Origin of the sequence: Aliivibrio logei (assembly GCF_001691055.1) — a bacterium.
Classification (GTDB): Bacteria; Pseudomonadota; Gammaproteobacteria; order Enterobacterales; family Vibrionaceae; genus Aliivibrio; species Aliivibrio salmonicida.
In genome coordinates, this window is sequence record NZ_MAJU01000024.1 from 139,641 (window position 1) to 156,968 (window position 17,328).

The 17,328-nt window shown below is 39.9% G+C and carries 17 protein-coding genes; 3 read left to right on the forward strand and 14 right to left on the reverse strand.

Features of this window, described 5'->3' with window-relative positions:
- Positions 1-5: 5 nt before the first annotated feature.
- The 4 genes from A6E04_RS16280 to ftnA all read right to left on the reverse strand — a co-directional run bounded on the left by A6E04_RS16280 (position 6) and on the right by ftnA (position 4,816).
- Positions 6-2,489, reverse strand: coding sequence for a bifunctional diguanylate cyclase/phosphodiesterase (locus tag A6E04_RS16280; RefSeq protein ID WP_017022175.1), 2,484 nt, complete (start codon positions 2,487-2,489; stop codon positions 6-8).
- A 117-nt stretch (positions 2,490-2,606) separates the two neighbouring features.
- Positions 2,607-3,791: a BaiN/RdsA family NAD(P)/FAD-dependent oxidoreductase gene (locus A6E04_RS16285; protein ID WP_026025483.1), complete on the reverse strand. Its 1,185-nt coding sequence runs from the start codon at positions 3,789-3,791 to the stop codon at positions 2,607-2,609.
- Between the two features lie 48 nt (positions 3,792-3,839).
- Positions 3,840-4,178, reverse strand: a complete 339-nt coding sequence (uspB, locus tag A6E04_RS16290) for a universal stress protein UspB (RefSeq protein ID WP_012551359.1) — start codon at positions 4,176-4,178, stop codon at positions 3,840-3,842.
- A 110-nt stretch (positions 4,179-4,288) separates the two neighbouring features.
- Positions 4,289-4,816, reverse strand: a complete 528-nt coding sequence (gene ftnA / locus A6E04_RS16295) for a non-heme ferritin (protein WP_012551358.1) — start codon at positions 4,814-4,816, stop codon at positions 4,289-4,291.
- A gap of 206 nt (positions 4,817-5,022) precedes the next feature.
- Between ftnA and A6E04_RS16300 the strand changes: the two genes are divergently transcribed.
- Complete coding sequence (locus A6E04_RS16300; protein ID WP_012551357.1) at positions 5,023-5,448, forward strand: universal stress protein; 426 nt, start codon at positions 5,023-5,025, stop codon at positions 5,446-5,448.
- Here A6E04_RS16300 and A6E04_RS16305 read toward each other — a convergent pair.
- The gene (locus tag A6E04_RS16305; protein ID WP_012551356.1) at positions 5,445-6,227 is read right to left on the reverse strand and encodes a class I SAM-dependent methyltransferase; all 783 of its coding nucleotides are present in this window, start codon (positions 6,225-6,227) and stop codon (positions 5,445-5,447) included. The two genes, A6E04_RS16300 and A6E04_RS16305, sit on opposite strands and share 4 nt — an antisense overlap.
- A gap of 155 nt (positions 6,228-6,382) precedes the next feature.
- Here A6E04_RS16305 and asnC point away from each other — a divergent pair, with 155 nt between their 5' ends.
- Positions 6,383-6,844: a transcriptional regulator AsnC gene (asnC, locus tag A6E04_RS16310; RefSeq protein ID WP_012551355.1), complete on the forward strand. Its 462-nt coding sequence runs from the start codon at positions 6,383-6,385 to the stop codon at positions 6,842-6,844.
- 282 nt (positions 6,845-7,126) lie between these two features.
- Here the strand turns inward: asnC and hemN are convergent, their stop codons facing one another.
- The 5 genes from hemN to A6E04_RS16335 all read right to left on the reverse strand — a co-directional run bounded on the left by hemN (position 7,127) and on the right by A6E04_RS16335 (position 11,057).
- Positions 7,127-8,500, reverse strand: a complete 1,374-nt coding sequence (gene hemN, locus A6E04_RS16315) for an oxygen-independent coproporphyrinogen III oxidase (protein WP_065611903.1) — start codon at positions 8,498-8,500, stop codon at positions 7,127-7,129.
- A gap of 111 nt (positions 8,501-8,611) precedes the next feature.
- Positions 8,612-9,103, reverse strand: a complete 492-nt coding sequence (locus A6E04_RS16320) for a DUF2489 domain-containing protein (RefSeq protein WP_012549104.1) — start codon at positions 9,101-9,103, stop codon at positions 8,612-8,614.
- A gap of 2 nt (positions 9,104-9,105) precedes the next feature.
- Complete coding sequence (yihI, locus tag A6E04_RS16325; protein WP_012549103.1) at positions 9,106-9,654, reverse strand: Der GTPase-activating protein YihI; 549 nt, start codon at positions 9,652-9,654, stop codon at positions 9,106-9,108.
- Entirely contained in the window at positions 9,654-10,295 is a 642-nt protein-coding gene (locus A6E04_RS16330; protein WP_139078852.1) for a class I SAM-dependent methyltransferase, read from the reverse strand. The genes yihI and A6E04_RS16330 overlap by 1 nt, the downstream gene beginning before the upstream one ends.
- 144 nt (positions 10,296-10,439) lie before the next feature.
- Entirely contained in the window at positions 10,440-11,057 is a 618-nt protein-coding gene (locus A6E04_RS16335; RefSeq protein WP_017020377.1) for a c-type cytochrome, read from the reverse strand.
- A 287-nt stretch (positions 11,058-11,344) separates the two neighbouring features.
- Here A6E04_RS16335 and yihA point away from each other — a divergent pair, with 287 nt between their 5' ends.
- On the forward strand, positions 11,345-11,992 hold the full coding sequence (yihA, locus tag A6E04_RS16340) for a ribosome biogenesis GTP-binding protein YihA/YsxC (RefSeq protein WP_017020378.1): 648 nt from the start codon (positions 11,345-11,347) through the stop codon (positions 11,990-11,992).
- A gap of 436 nt (positions 11,993-12,428) precedes the next feature.
- On the opposite strand, the gene spfP is transcribed toward yihA, so the two are convergent.
- The 4 genes from spfP to A6E04_RS16355 form a co-directional block, all read right to left on the reverse strand.
- Entirely contained in the window at positions 12,429-12,476 is a 48-nt protein-coding gene (gene spfP / locus A6E04_RS21655; protein WP_438616993.1) for a small protein SpfP, read from the reverse strand.
- A gap of 239 nt (positions 12,477-12,715) precedes the next feature.
- Positions 12,716-15,520 (reverse strand): DNA polymerase I, encoded by a 2,805-nt coding sequence (gene polA / locus A6E04_RS16345; RefSeq protein WP_065611905.1) that lies wholly within the window; start codon positions 15,518-15,520, stop codon positions 12,716-12,718.
- A gap of 712 nt (positions 15,521-16,232) precedes the next feature.
- Complete coding sequence (locus A6E04_RS16350) at positions 16,233-16,898, reverse strand: 7-cyano-7-deazaguanine/7-aminomethyl-7-deazaguanine transporter (RefSeq protein ID WP_017020380.1); 666 nt, start codon at positions 16,896-16,898, stop codon at positions 16,233-16,235.
- A gap of 138 nt (positions 16,899-17,036) precedes the next feature.
- Positions 17,037-17,327 carry a DUF3630 family protein gene (locus tag A6E04_RS16355; RefSeq protein ID WP_017020381.1) on the reverse strand — a complete coding sequence of 97 codons (291 nt, stop codon included), beginning with the start codon at positions 17,325-17,327 and terminating at the stop codon, positions 17,037-17,039.
- Position 17,328 lies beyond the last annotated feature (1 nt).

Here is a 17,328-nt window from a genome sequence, read left to right on the forward strand (position 1 = left end):
ATCCCTTATTTCAATGCTTTAGGCTCACCCAAAAAGTAGCCTTGTAAATAATCAACGCCCATTTGCTCCACAATCGAGCAGACTTCTTGATTGTGAACAAACTCAGCCACCACTTTCGCATCAAGCGCATGGCACAATTGCACCATTTGCTGAGAGATCAGGCGTTGACGCTTATCTTGATGAACATTTTTAATCAAAGAGCCATCCAGTTTAATCACTTGAGGCTCTAGTTTCATGACCTCATCAATATTCGAATAACCAGACCCAAAGTCATCAATGATGATCCGTGCCCCTAATCGTCTAAAGTGATTACAAACTTCAATCATACGACCGTAATCTTGAATTTGCTCCGTCTCTAACACCTCAAAACCTACTCTAAATGGATTATCTAAACGAATAATAGAGGACTCTAATAAATCAAGAGTTCTGTCACTCATCAAATCTTGAGGCGAAAGATTAATGGAAAAATCCATATGATTCGATTGCATAATATCAAACGTACAAGAAATCATTTCTCGGCTTAATCGAGTATAAAGGTGAGTGCCCTCTACCGCTGGCAAAAATTGCCCAGGAGAAAATACTTGGTCACCTTCACGAATACGCATTAAACACTCTGTAGAGGCTTGCTCGTGGCTATTTGCTTTAAAGATTGGCTGACCATAGACCAACACACTTTTTTTAGAAATGGCGCGATTCACACACGTTAACCAATCCAACTGGCTTTGGCGTAATCGCTCTTCTTTCAATAAATCACGTGCGTTACATAAGTGACGATTTCGACGCATCGCTACGCGACGGGCTTCTACGGTTTTTAAAATAAGTTCTTCGACTGCAATCTGAGGGAAATCACGACGGCTAATTAAACCACCAGAAATAGTCACACTGAGATAATCCACATCATTAAGGCCATAAGGTTCAAAACTTACGTGCTCAATGCCTTCAATAAAGTCCGTAATGTATTTACGTAAAACTTCACTGTTCTTATTACTGTGAAAAACCACTCCCCATTCAGCAATACCGATACTGTAAAGCTCGACTGCCGCCCCAATCGCACTAGAAAGTTGATCTTCTAAGTATTTACTGATGTCTTGAAGTAATTTATCCCCGACTTGATAACCATATTTTTCATTCACTTGGCTTAAATTGGTGAGCTTAAAAGACACTAAGTGATCGGTTTCTGCAATATGTTCAAGACGCTCTTTCAAAACGATCCGATTAAGGAGACCAGTTCGTCGGTCAGTACGATACGTTTGGATAAGGCGCATCGATTGGTCATGGATTTTCTTTTCCATCTCAGAGGTCATTTGATCAACATCTTGAATCGAATTTTTTATTAATGAAAACAAAGGTGTTAAGTTATGCTCTCTTGGTGAGGGAGCAAATCCAGAATCAACCGTTTCTGAGACGGACTCTCTCAGAGCTAAGTAGGTTAAACTATGATGCAAGATGAGTTGCTTATGAGAACGGAAAAATTCGCCCATTCCATAAATACCTTGGCACGAACCAATATCTGAGAAAGTTTGCAGCTCTGTCGATTCCGAACTGCTTTCAATTCGAGATTCACAATTATAAATAAAAATAGATTCAGGTTGTTTCTTTGCCAGTCTCATTGCGCCTTGATTCACTTGCTCTTGAGTCAATGAAGGATGGTAATAACATAATCGAACTTCATCCCCCATTGGGATCGGTGAAGCAAACTGAAGGTACCCTTCTTCTGTAATCGCCTCCACCGCGTTGATGTGGCGCACGGTGTCCTCTTCCAACATTAAAGGAAATGCTTGGATCTGGCTTAATGCCGTCGATTTGTTATCAGCAAGATATTTACAGTAAAAATCATACGCAAGAAGGTGATCTATTGTTTTTACAATATTACCTTCTGAAGAAGTAATTCGAAAACGCTTACCAATTGGGTTCCATTCCACAAACGCTTCTGACCACGCTTGCAGTTGTTCTCCATGCATCGCTACCGCAACAATTTGATCGTAATAAAATCGACCATTTAAAAATACCCATGTTCCTTTTCCGGTATCTGCGGCAACGCCTCCAGACACAGGGATTTGATTTTGGTGTTCTGAGAAGGCATCGAAAAGTTTATAGTTACTCGCTGAACCATAACAACCAAAGGCAATAATCGCTTTTGTTGTTTGTCCAATAGAGAGTCGTCTTAATAGGTGATGACCAACGCGAGTTTCATCTTGAGAATGAAACACGGAAGCAGAAGTAAGTTGAGAAGAATCGAGAATAGAAATACTAATTACGGTTGAATCAGTAAAAATTGACGCATCAATACTGGAATGAATAACGCTAAGGCCAATCACTTCCGAGTTAGGGAAAAAATGCTGTAAAGAAGCATAATAATCATCAACAATCTCTGGTTGTTGAGAAGAAAATATTTGAATTAAACACGCGGTTCCAAGCTCTATAGATAGTGAATCACACTCCTCATGGAGTTGTGTAAGTCTCTGAACACTAAACGAGAGAGTTTGCATCGTTAATTAAGCCCTTATTATTTTAATATATTTAGCTCGTCACATATAAAACAGAGGCACATATGCGCCCCTATTTTTAGAATAAACCAATAATGACTTAATGATTATTAGGTAACCCTATACGTTTATCCCTGCAACATAACCGCTCGACCATGCCCACTGAAAGTTATAGCCGCCAAGCCAACCACTTACATCCATCACTTCCCCGACAAAATACAGACCAGGTACTTTTTTCGATTCCATGGTTTTAGACGACAATTCATTACTATCAACCCCTCCTAGCGTGACTTCTGCGGTACGATACCCTTCAGTGCCATTAGGAAGAATTTGCCATTTATGGAACAACGAACACAGCTGTTCTTGTTCTTTGTTATTGATTTGCTTAAGAGAACGATCATTAAAAATAGTATTCTTTAATAAGGTTTCAACCACTCTTTTAGGCAATAATTTAGCTAATGAATTTTTAACGCTTTGATTGGGATGATCGATACGCATAGTATCTAATTCTTCGGACAAATCGTCATTTGGTAACAAATCTATCATTACTTTTTGACCTGCGTTCCAATATGAAGAAATTTGTAGGATTGAGGGGCCAGATAAACCACGGTGGGTAAACAAGAGATTTTCTTTAAAGCTATCACCACTTTCTGATTCTACAACCACTGGAATCGCAATGCCTGACAGTTCAGAAAACGCTTCTTTATCTTCTTTATGCAACGTGAACGGAACAAGACCCGCCGTCGTTGGAACCATTGATAAACCAAACTGCTCAGCCAATTGATAACCAAACGGGGTTGCACCTAATTTCGGCATTGATAATCCACCCGTCGCGATCACCAAAGATTCGCATTCGATACGATCAGTATCAAGCGTCAGAGAAAAACCGGATTCACTCTTTTTAACATCTTGAATCTCGCAGCGGTAGCGATAATTCACATTAGCCAATTCACATTCTTTTAGCAGCATATCGACAATTTCTTTTGCCGAATCGACACAGAATAATTGGCCATGATCGCGCTCTTCAAATTCAATGCCGTATTTAGACACTAAAGAGATGAAATCCCAGTTAGTGTATTGAGACAATGCCGATTTCACAAAGTGAGCGTTGTTACAAACAAAGTGAGTTGCTGACACATCGTAATTCGTAAAATTACAACGACCACCACCAGAGATTAAAATTTTACGTCCCGGTTTTTTAGCGTGATCGACAACTAAAACACTGCGGCCTCGTTTGCCGGCTTCAGCTGCACACATTAATCCTGCAGCGCCTGCACCGATAACCACTACGTCTACTTTTTTCATGACATTCTCACCCAAATTCAATTGGGAGGGAGTTTACTATTTTCAGCTCTAGATGCCCAAACTAATTACCAAGAAAAACACCGCGACGGTAACGAAAAGCAAAGCACTCGATAACATGAAGAGATAACGCGCTTTCTCACACTTAAATACAAAAAGTGTATCGTGATGATTTAAATACTCTTCTTGCCATAAATAATGAAATAATTTGCTTTGTTTGCCGATATTGCCATGAGTAGTAAAAAAACCACGGCCATCAACTTGTTGGTACAACAGAGGATGCGCTTCACGCATAATAAAGAGAAGAGTTTTGAGTGTACTGAAATAACGGATCACATTCAGACTTGTAACCGAAAACAACGCCAATAAAATAAGATCGCCACTTACCATAATAACCTCCAGACATACTTGTCATAAGAGCTGGATAAGTGACGACCGGTCATCTACCTGTATTTATACAAATCGTCATAAATACATACTACATTGAGGGGTGCTTTTTCTTACCCAGCAGTGCTATCCATAATAGATGACGAACCAGATTTTGCTAATACAGCTAAATCTTTATCGATAAAGAATAACGCTTTACCGTCTTCACCTACTAGGTCAATTTTATCTAAAATGCCTTTGAATAATTTCTCTTCTTCATGCTGCTCTGCCACGTACCACTGAAGGAAATTAAACGTTGAGTAATCTTGAGAAGTAAAAGCAACATGAGCTAATTTATTGATCTCTTGCGTGATCATTTTCTCATGTTCTAATGTCGTACGGAACACATCGCCCAACCCTGAAAATTCAGATTGTGGTGCTTCAATCGCACCTAAGATAGGCATTGAACCAGTTTCACTCACGTAAGTGAATAAGCGTTGCATATGTTCCATTTCTTCCGATGCGTGAGCACGAAAAAACGACGCTGCGCCATCAAATCCTTTGTCTTCACACCAAGCACTCATTTGTAAGTATAGGTTAGATGAGAAAAATTCTAGGTTAATTTGCGCATTAAGATGATCGATCATGGTTTTCGCTAACATAGTTGAATTCCTTTATGACTCATTTTCATTCGAAACTGAGTCTACTATACCATAGGTAATCTGTATTTTAATTAATCAGAAGACATGAGACAGAACGAGACCTAAACGACAAAAAAAGAGAAAGACTGGTGCTAATCTATAGATAATCCATCTTAAATATCGAATTCAAAAGGGATTTAACCTTTGGATTACCTAGGAGATAAATTATGAGCTATAAACATATTCTTGTCGCTGTCGATTTAACAGAAGAGAGTAAGTCACTGGTCACTAAAGCGGTTGGTTTAGCCAAGGCTCTTGATGCGAAAGTCTCTTTTATTCACATTGATGTTAGCTATGCAGAATTATATACCGGATTAATTGATATTAATCTGGCTGAAACACAACACCAAGCAATGGAAGCATCGCACGAAGCCATGAAGCATTTAGTCACCTTTGCAGATTATCCAATTCATAAAACATTGGTCAGTAGTGGGGATCTAAGCAGTGAGTTGTGCGAAGCAATTGAAAACTTAGATGTAAACCTTGTGGTTTGTGGTCATCACCAAGATTTCTGGAGTAAATTATTATCATCAACCAGACAAGTGATCAACACCTGTCCAATTGACGTTCTTGTTGTGCCATTTAAAGATTAAGACTTCATTCCGGCGTTAACATACACATCGAAACGATTCTTCTTCGTTTCAATCGCCATCGAAGGCTTTTGATTATCTAGCCATTCAGCATAATCAGGACGCTTCACAACAACACGTTTCGTGGCCATCAATAATGCCGGTGCTAACAATGCATCGGCATCATTATCTGCACCAACCAACGATTGGAACACTCGCATTTCTTTCTTAACGAGCGCACTTTTCTTTTTATTTTCAGGGTGTGGGTACATAGGATCAAGGTACACAACATCGGGCTGTACAAAATCATCTTGTGCCATTAATTGCTCTAACGCATCATGACTTGATGCATGCAACAGAGACATTCGTTGCGATACCCAGCCACCAATATCGGCATCGTGTTTCGCTCGCGATAAGCCATCATCAAGCAAGGCAGCCACCACTGGATGACGCTCTACCATTTGCACTTTGCATCCTAAAGAAGCCAAAACAAACGCATCTCGCCCTAGCCCTGCAGTTCCATCCAGAACCAATGGGGTTGCGCCTTTATTCAATCCAACCGCTTTCGCTATAGACTGGCCTTTACCACCACCAAACTTACGGCGATGCGCTACGGCACCAGAGACCAAATCAACAAAAATTGCCCCTAGCTTCGGTTCATCTCGTTTACGTAATTCAAGCTGTTGTGTTGTCAGTACCAACGCAAAGACATTATCTTCATCGTGCGTTAATCCCCAACGAGTGGCAATGGCCTCGAGTTCAGATTGACGATTTAGGTCTTCACACAATAACGCTATTTGCACGGGGTACTCCAACACACTTAATAATAAGAACAGTAAGGGGGCTATGGTAATAGATATTCTTCAGAACGACTAGATAAAGTACTCGCTGAAAGCCCTCCCTTAAGGTAGCTTAGTAAGAATATTGATATATAAATAACCCTGCTTAAGGCTGTCTCATGAACAACACCAGTAAAATCGATGATCTTGACCGAGATATTCTGCAAGCCTTGATGAATGATGCTCGAACCCCTTATGCAGAACTTGCTAAACGTTTTAATGTTAGCCCTGCAACTATCCATGTTCGTATTGAAAAAATGAAAGCCGCAAAAATCATTGAAGGCACTGAGGTTATCGTTAACCCTAAAACGCTGGGCTACGATGTCTGCTGCTTTATCGGCATTAATTTATACGCGGCCCGTGACTACCACTCTGCCATCGCGAAACTCGATGCATTAGAAGAAGTCGTGGAAGCTTATTACACCACCGGTGCTTACAATATTTTTGTGAAACTGATGTGTAAAAGCATTCAAGAACTACAGCATGTATTAATTGATAAGCTACAAGCGATTGAGGAAGTTCAATCAACGGAAACGCTGATTTCGTTACAGAATCCGATCAGTAGGAATGTGAAGCCGTAAAGACGCTGCGATACGCTAGTTATGAATGAGTACCCCCTCCTAGCCTCCCCTTATATCTACATTACTACTCTCAATAGTCCGTAACTCAAGGGGAGGAACTGTATTGTGATCGTTGTAATTACAGCACAAAGAAGGTTCTCCCCCTTTATCGCTGAATCATTGAAGTTTACTAAGCCAATACAAGGGGGAGTTAGAGGGGGTTGCTAATAAAAAACAAAAAAACCGCAGGTGCATCAACACCTACGGCTTCAAATTTTCAAAACGAATCACACAACTCTATTCTTAGATAACTCTAGAAAACTGCTGTTGACGCGCACGGTCACGAAGGTATTTATCAAAACACATACAGATATTACGGATCAATAAACGACCACGTAATTCAACATCAATACGGCCTTCATGCAGAGACACAAGCTCATCATCGACAAACGTTTGCAGCAATTTAAAGTCTTCTGCAAAGTACGTAGCAAAATTTAAATTAAACTCGGCTTCAATCGCTTTAGTGTCTAGCGTGAAATTACAGATAAGCTGTTTAATCACTTCACGACGAATTAAATCATCCTGATCAAGTGCAACACCACGCCACAATGCATGACGCTTATCATCCACCTGTGCGTAATATTCTTTTAAATCTTTCTTATTCTGTGCGTAACTGTCGCCAATCATAGAGATAGCTGATACGCCCATACCCAATAAATCACACTCACCTTGAGTGGTGTAACCTTGGAAATTACGGTGAAGAATGCCATCACGTTGCGCGACCGCTAACTCATCGTCAGGCAGTGCAAAGTGATCCATTCCGATAAACTGGTAACCGGCACCAGTTAACGTTTCAATGGTGTCTTGCAGCATCACCAATTTTTCCGCGGGTGCAGGTAAATCGGCGTCTTTAATTTTACGCTGCGCAGCAAATAAAGTTGGCATGTGTGCGTAGTTAAAAACAGACAAACGACCCGGTTCCATTTCAAGTACGCGCTTAATCGTGATAGCTAATGATTCTGCGGACTGTTTTGGTAAACCATAAATCAAATCAAGGTTAGTTGAACGGAAACCTAATTCTTTCGCTCGCTGCACCATAGAGATAATAAAGTCTTCATCTTGATCACGGTTAACCAATAATTGAACTTCTTTATTAAAGTCTTGAACACCAATACTTAAACGGTTGAACCCTTCATCACGTAAGTGATCCAACATATCCAATTCAATTTCACGTGGATCAACTTCGATACTGATCTCAGCACCCGCTTCAAAATGAAATTCACCACGTAATAAATTCATTAAGCGAGTAAATTGGATTTTCGTTAAAAACGTTGGTGTGCCGCCACCAAAATGCAACTGGGTTACTTTACGATCGGTAAATAACGCCGCTCGTTGACGGATCTCTAACTCTAATGAGTCTAAGTAGATGTCCGCTTTATGATGATGACGAGTAATGACTTTATTACAGCCACAGAAATAACACAGCTTGTGACAAAATGGGATATGGATATACAGAGACAGTGGTCGCTCAGGATACTGAGTACACGCCATGTCGAATTCAGCAGGAGTATACGCTTCATGAAACTCTAAAGCGGTTGGGTAAGAGGTGTAGCGAGGACCAGAGTAGTTATACTTCTCTATGATCGCTTGGTCCCATACTATTTGTTGATTTGACATGACTTACTTCCATCTCTTGATATCTAAATAGACGCTTCTTGATGCTTGCATAATAAAGCATCTCACTTCTAAAGCCGATAACTTCAAGGCAACAATCAAAAGAAGTGTCGATCAGATCATTTTAATATCGATTTTTTGATTCAATGGTTTTATTCGATCGTGCAGTTGTTGAATCTCGATTTTCACTGCATCTTGTAAGCGGGCTTCTGCTTTAGTTCGAATCAAATTGTCTTTCATTCGATCTTGCTTAGCGAGCGCTTGTCTTTTATCACCGCGAGGCATGTCTTTCACAACATGGTACAACTCAGATAATGCTGGGTATTCTTTTTCTACATCAATACGATCATCATCTTGTAGATAATCCATAATACAGTACAAACGAATCGACATTTCAGAGTAGTCACATTGCTCTTGAAGACTGGCTTGGCATAATAAAACCACGTTATCAAAAATATTGGCGTTACGTTTCTGTATCGCCAATTTTCTGTGTCGTTCTTGCAGTTCCTTCTGCTTTTTCAACTTCATCAGTAAGCTGCTAGCGTAGCCCGCTAACGCAAGAATAATTGCACCACCAAGCAGTGCTAACAGGGTTACTGTAGTCATAATTATTTAAAATCATCCATGTTGAAATTATCAAATTCAGCTAATAGGTCATCGTCGCTTTTTGTTTTAGGCGCCGCGAACTCAGGGAATTCAGCAATTTCTTCTTCTGTCTCTTCGTCTTCTAATAAGCCTAAACGACCCATTAAGTGCTCAATACGTGCTAATTTTTCATCTACGTATTTTTGCAGACCCATACCTAGGTTTTCACCATTATCGATACGATCAAGAAGAACCATCAATTGCGCATCATTTTCTAATTGAGCCAATTCTTGCTCATTAGTTAGACGACGCTCTTGCTTGCTTGATTTCTTCTTCTCTTCAACAACAAGTTGAATTGGTTTTTTACTGCCAATACGAGGATCTTTATTCTGAGAAAAACGACGTGCTTTCTCTGAATCGCTTTCAACGTTACGAGCACCAGGTTTTAGGCCTTTACGTTTCTTTTTACGCTTAATTTCACGACTGTCTACGTCACGATCGGTACGGTTACGTGTTACAACTACTGGCTCACTCGCCATTCCCGGAGTACGGGCTTTTTTAGTACGGCTCATTACTGGGTTTTCCTCAGTAAAATGACATCCTCTCCAACAAACTCCATATCAAGTTGATAGCGCTTTGCTACAAACTCAAATGTGTCTTTGCTGAAAAAGCTGACATGGGTTAAATCACTCTTGTAATGCCAAGTGGCAAACGCGCTTTCGTCCCTGGCTAGTTTCGTCATGATACCTAACCAACCACCAGGTTTTATCAAGCTCAATAACAATTCCAATTCGTTTTGAGGATGATAAAAATGCTCAATAGCTTCCGTACAACTGACGAAGTCGTACTGCTTATCTAACACGGACTTATCTGGTGTGTAATAAATATCATAGAGTTCGATATGGTGACCCGCTTCTCTCATCATATGAGCAAGCAATGGTCCAGGGCCACATCCAAAGTCTAGACCTTGTTGAGGTGTCTTACCAACACGTTGCAACAAGGGCTCAGAAAATCGTGATAAGAAGGTTTTATACCCTTCATCGTCAAGATTATTTTCATGACAATCGTAGTGAGCTTTTTCAGCTTCAGCGTCGAAACGATCTGCCTCATCCACATAAATAAGATAACATTGCTGACAACGATAATAACGTCGATGCTTATCTTGGTGGAAGTTATCAGCCTGCGAATGCTGACACAAAGGGCAGAATTGCATCATAAACTCACTCTACTCCCTGAAAATTCTAGGGCGGGAAGTATACCCGATACTGGTGCAAAGATAATCGTTTTTCATGTATTTTTCATAAAAAAAGCAGCTACAAGAGCTGCTTCTTTAAATTCGTTACTGCTGCATTAGAAATTAATGCAAGCCACCAACATATTGCGAAAGTGTCGCAATGTCGTCGTCAGTAAGCTTTTTGGCGATATCACGCATCATACCATTCATATCGTTTGCACGATCAGCAGAGCGAAACTTCTCTAACTGCGCTTTCACGTAGTCAGAATGTTGTCCTGATATCTTAGGAAAACCTGATAGTGAGGTTCCGTTACCACGCGGTCCATGACAAGCAACACAAGCCGTAATACCACGTTCCATATCACCCGCTAAGTATAATGCTTTACCGGCAGGAATAGAGTCTTCAGGCGTTGTGTTATCAGCCATTGGTAAAGAGGCGTAATACGCTGCAATGTCTTTTGCGTCTTCTTCACTAACCGCCATCGCCATTGCTCCCATAACAGGGTCGATACGGCCTTGTTTTCCTTGAGTTTGCATCCCTAATTTAAATTCATTTATCTGCTTTTCAAGATAACCTGCGTGTTGACCAGCTAAGTTCGGGTATTGAGTCAGAGTACTGTTGCCCTCTTGACCATGACAAGCCGTACAAGTTACAGATTTTTGCTTCCCAGCTTCGATGTCTCCTTGAGCCCATGTTGAGCAACTAGCTAGGAGAGTTAATATCAGCGCTAATTTTTTCATGACATTCCATTTATTATTATCGTTCCCTCACAATGAGTTACCCTTTTTAACAAGGTTTCTTCGCATTGTGTTGAATATTAAGCTTCCAGTACCGCTCTAAATTGGCTACAGCATGATATAATGAGCGACCTTTACCGTTTTTGTTCTAAGTTTGTCACCAAAAAGTTAACAGTGACAACCTTAATGCGGTTATTTTACACATTTTCACAAAAAAGTAATCAGCTGACTACAATAATCCTACTTGGATCATTATCTACAGCTTGGTTTCACTCGAGACGGAGTTAACAGTGAGCAAAATCATTCACTATCAAAAGACACACTTTATTACCAGTGCACCAGATATTCGCCATCTACCTGAAGATGAAGGTATTGAAGTTGCCTTCGCTGGCCGTTCAAATGCGGGTAAATCAAGCGCATTAAATCGCTTAACAAACCAAAGAAGCTTAGCGAAAACCTCAAAAACGCCTGGTCGTACACAGCTGATTAACTTATTCAAAGTGGATGAGAACTGTCATATTGTCGATTTACCTGGATACGGTTTTGCGCAGGTTCCAATTGAACTGAAAAAGAAATGGCAGAAATCATTAGGTGAATACCTACAAAAACGCGAATGCTTAAAAGGCTTAGTGGTATTGATGGATATCCGTCATCCAATGAAAGACCTTGACCAACAATTAATCTATTGGGCTGTCGATCAAGCGATTCCAGTTCAAGTACTACTGACGAAAGCTGACAAGTTGAAAAGTGGCGCTCGCCAAACTCAAGTGTTAAAAATTCGTGAAGCTTCATTAGAATTTGGCGGTGAAGTGGCGGTTGATGCTTTCTCTTCATTGAAAGGTATTGGTGTTGATTTATTACGCGCAAAATTAGATACCTGGTTTGCACCTGCTTTTGAATTCGATGAAGAGTTCATTGAAAATATTGACGCTGAATAATAAAAAACAACATACCATTCCTGATAAATATTCACGTTGATCGCATTCTGGAATGGTAAAAATAAAAACCCCACCGGCTAAGGTGGGGAAATGGGAGAGATAAGAGGTGTTATTATTCTTTTTCTGCCACGCATCATGCAGCAATCCCTTCTCAGACACAAATCCTTACTTTTTCATGTCCTCACCTTGTATGTCATGCCTTCATCTTTTTCATCTAAAACGATAAAAAACCGACAAAAAGTTAATTAAGCTGATGAAATACAATGCATTAAGTTAATAATTTTGGTGAATTATCAATAGAGTCACATGTAATAAAAATTACATTGTGTTGGAAAGTTACAGAGAGAAAAACGAAAGGAAAAGCGGATATGACTATTTTTGAGGGGCTAGAAAGAAAAAACGCCCCAGTCAAAAAGGTTGACTGAGGCGGCTGAATTTAGCCAAATCCAATAACGTGAAACAAAAGGTCTGAAAGATAGAACATCTTTACCTCTGTACCCTACGCAGATAAATGTACAACAAACGAACAGTTTTGAAAACCTTTTTTTGTAATTTTTTTTCAGTTTTCGTATTAAAAACACATCTAACAATTGGCATAGCTCACTTTATTTGAGATAAAAAAAAGCCAACGCGTGCGCTGGCTCATAGTTTTAAATTCATTTGTAACTGAATTACAATTTAATCACTAACAAAGGCGATTAAATATTCAGTCATAAAAAGAACTTAATGGGCTTCATCCCAGTTATCTCCAAAACCACTTTCAGCAATCAATGGAACATCGAGCGATACCGCTTCTTCCATTAATGCCGTCACTTGTTTTGTGATCGCTTCTAATTCGTCTTCTTTTACTTCAAATACCAATTCATCGTGTACTTGCATTAACAAATTAACTCGACCAATACCTTCTGCTTCAATCCAGTTGTCCACTAGAATCATTGCTTTCTTAATGATATCCGCAGCAGTGCCCTGCATTGGAGCATTAATTGCTGCACGTTCTGCCGCTTTACGACGAATCGCATTACGTGCATTAATTTCTGGTAAGTACAAACGGCGGCCATACAGAGTTTCAACATACCCCTGTTCTGTCGCCAATAAGCGTGTTTCTTCCATGTATTGCATCACGCCTGGGTAACGTTCGAAATACACATTCATGTAATCTTGCGCTTCACCACGAGAAATCCCGATTTGCTTAGCAAGGCCAAACGCACTCATTCCATAAATCAAACCGAAGTTGATGGCTTTAGCACGACGACGATCTTCTGACGTCACCTCTTCAATTGATACGCCTTTTACTTCAGCTGCCGTCGCTGCGTGAATATCTTTACCCGCAGAGAATGCCTCTAATAAGGCTTTATCTTGAGATAAATGCGCCATAATACGAAGTTCAATTTGAGAGTAATCGACCGCTAAGATTTTCCATCCGTGAGGTGCCACAAATGCTTGACGAATACGACGGCCTTCTTTATTACGAATTGGAATGTTTTGTAAGTTAGGATCGGTCGAGGATAAACGCCCAGTCGCCGTTACTGCTTGATGATAAGACGTATGCACACGACCAGTTGATGGATTAATCATCTTAGGAAGCTTGTCGGTGTAGGTTGATTTTAGTTTCGCTAAACCACGATATTCTAAAATCAATTTAGGTAATTCATACTCTAACGCCAATTCTTGCAGTACTTCTTCATTCGTAGAAGCAGCACCTGATGGTGTTTTCTTGATCACTGGTAATTCCATTTTTTCAAACAGAATGGTTTGCAGTTGTTTTGGTGAGTTCATATTGAACTCTTGTCCTGCCACTTCAAATGACGCTGTTTCTAGCTCATCTAAACGCTGGCCGATTTCCAATGACTGCGCAGAAAGCAGCATATCATCGATATATACGCCTTTTCTTTCCATGCGAGAAAGCACTGAAATTAAAGGCAGTTCGATATCAGTAAACACTGAATTCAGTTTTTCATCAGCCATCAGTTTCGCATGTAAAACATTATGTAAGCGCAGCGTGATATCCGCATCTTCAGCCGCATAAGGTGCTGCTTCTTCTAACGCAATTTGGTTAAAGGTCAGTTGTTTCTTACCTTTACCTGCAATCTCTTCAAATGAAATCGTATTATGCTGCAGATAACGCAGTGCAAGGCTGTCCATGTTATGTTTACCAGCCACGCTGTTATAAACATAAGATTCCAACATGGTATCAAACTTAATGCCTTTCATTTCGATATCATAACGAGCAAGCACGCTCGCATCGTATTTCAGGTTTTGACCTACTTTTGCTTTAGTCTCGTCTTCTAAATACGGCGTTAATTGCGCCAGAACCCAATCACGATCTAATTGCTCAGGTGCATCAAGGTAATCATGAGCAAGGGGCACATAAGCGGCTTCTCCCTCTTCTACAGAGAAAGAAAGACCTATCAGGTTCGCAACCATGTAATCTAAGCTGTCTGTTTCAGTATCAAACGCGGTTACTTCTGCACTATTTAATTTCTCTAACCACGCAGAAAACGCCTCTTTCGTGAAGATGGTTTCATATTTTGAACGATCGACCTGAGCAGCAACAATCGTTTCTTCTTCTGCACTATCACCGTCATCTGATGACGAGCTAGTTGCTCGGTGTGCCGATGTTTCATGTGAAACGATCTTACCGTCACTGCCATCCAGCATTTCAGTTAACCAACGCTTGAAGTTCATTTGACCAAACATTTGGATTAATTCATCAACATTCGGTTCTTGTTTCACAAGTTCTTCTGGTTGTTGTTCTAACTCAACATCTAATTTAATCGTTGCAAGTTTGTAAGAAAGATAAGCCCCTTCTTTATTTTCTTCCAACTTCTTAGCCATGCCTTTTGAACCACGGAAACCAAGAGGCGCAATATCATCAAGATTAGCGTAAAGCGTATCTAAACCACCAACACCTTGTAATAAGGCTCTTGCTGTTTTATCACCAATGCCAGGAACACCAGGAATGTTATCTGAGGCATCTCCCATCAAGGCAAGGTAATCAATAATAAGCTCTGGAGGAACACCAAATTTTTCAACCACACCTTCAGGGCCCATGATCACATTCGTCATGGTATTGATCAATATGACGTTCTCATCAACCAACTGCGCCATGTCTTTATCTCCGGTACTAATCAGTACTGGGATACCAGCCTTTGACGCTTGTGATGCAAGCGTACCAATCACGTCATCGGCTTCAACACCTGAAATAGAAATCAACGGTAAACCCATCGCTTTAATCAATTTATGCAATGGTTCGATTTGGCAACGTAATTCATCCGGCATCGGTGGACGATTCGCTTTATACTCTGGGTACATGTCATTACGAAAAGTTTTGCCTTTCGCATCAAAAATAACCGCAATACGATTCGTTTCGAATTGCTTTAGAAGACTACGCAGCATATTGATAACACCGTACACTGCACCTGTTGGCTCACCATTGCCATTAGTGAAGTTCGGAGCAGCATGGTAAGCGCGGAAAAGATATGAGGAACCATCCACTAAAATGAATGGGTTATCAGGAATTCTTGCCATAGTCTGTATTATCCAGAGTTTATGATGATCAATGACTTTCATTCTACCCCATCACCAAGCCACATCAAAACACTCAACTTCGTTCTTTTCTTTTTCTTTCTCAAATAAAAATAAACACGAAAATAAGTTCACGATTCTGTGGATAAGTCTGTTTGTAATTATTTTTCACTAAATTAGTAATGGTTTTATCAACGCTATATTTTAAAAATTAAAACTACACAATCAAACAGTTAGATCTGTATAAATGATCCACAGATGGATCCTTTCTTGATCATGCTTTGTGGACAATAATATTAATATCCTAATATCCTTCTCAAATATCAGGATATTTTAAAGCCTATTTTTAGCTCTTTTGCAGATACCTTTTCAAAAAAAAGACAAAAAAAAGCGGCGACTTCTAAAAGAAGCGCCGCTCAGCAAAAAAGAACAATGGTACCCGTTAACTTAGAAACGTTCACCACTGCTCATGTAGCTGATTTACACTGGAAGCAATGTGAGCAATGTCGTGCCTTCTTGAAATAATGACTCAGATAAATCCTTGTGCTCTATTCCCTGAAGACAAGTTAATAATAACCATTCTCATTTGAAATGCAACACTTAAATGAGACCTAATCTCAACTAGTTTTACTATTCATTAATTATCAATAAGATATAATTATAAAAAAGGCCAGTATAATACTGACCTCTTCCTTATTTATTGCTATCTCATCTTTTATGATGCTTGAGTAGCAAGCTGATGTCCTTCCGAAGTGAGTTTGCGAATTAGGTAATTCAACAGCACACCATACATAGGAACAAATAGCCCTAAACTGATCACAAGCTTAATACTATAATCAACCAAAGCGATTTCAGTCCAATGTTCAGCCATGAAAGCATCTGGACTTTGGTAAAAGGCAATAGCAAAAAATGCCAACGTATCTAATGCATTACCAAACAACGTTGAACACGTTGGTGCAATCCACCACTGCTTTAACTGTCGAAGACGATTAAACACATACACATCTAAGATTTGACCCAGTAAATAAGCCATAAAACTGGCGACCGCAATTCGAGCAACAAATAAATTAAATTCACTCAGATGTAAAAGACCTTGATACTGACCTTCAAAGAACACGACGGATAAGACATACGATACCGCCAGTGCTGGCAACATAACAAAGAAGATAATACTTCTTGCCATTTTGGCACCAAAAATTCGAACCGTTAAGTCTGTCGCTAAGAAAATGAACGGGAAGGTAAATGCACCCCATGTGGTATGAAACCCAAACAAAGTGAATGGGATTTGAACCAAATAGTTACTTGATGCAATTATTACAAGATGGAATAAAACAAGGAAAGATAAAGCGTTGCGCTGTTGCGCGGGCGTAAATGTACTCATATAAGTACCTTTTTGTCATTGGGGGCGAGGGAACCCAAATTAAACACACAGCTGATTAGCACTCAATTAAGAGTATCTACTCTAGCCAATTTTCAGGGCGGTGATTATACATTAACCGCTTTTGATCACAAGAGTTGCTTAAAACAATCCCGCAATAAAAGACAATTCGTCTTGATGCTCCTTACGAGCTAACGCTTCTAACCATACTGAATTAGAATAATGCTCTGCACGCAGCATAAATTGGCAACCTTCAAAATCAATCAACCAAGAATGTAAATCTGCATCCATTTGTTTCTCTACAATACTTGCATCCATAGCAGACACGAGTTGCTGACCAATAACGTCAAACGAATCAAAATCAAACGGCGGGATACCGAAAATAATACGACCTTCATTATTATCAAACTCAATAACAGAAAATAAACTCACG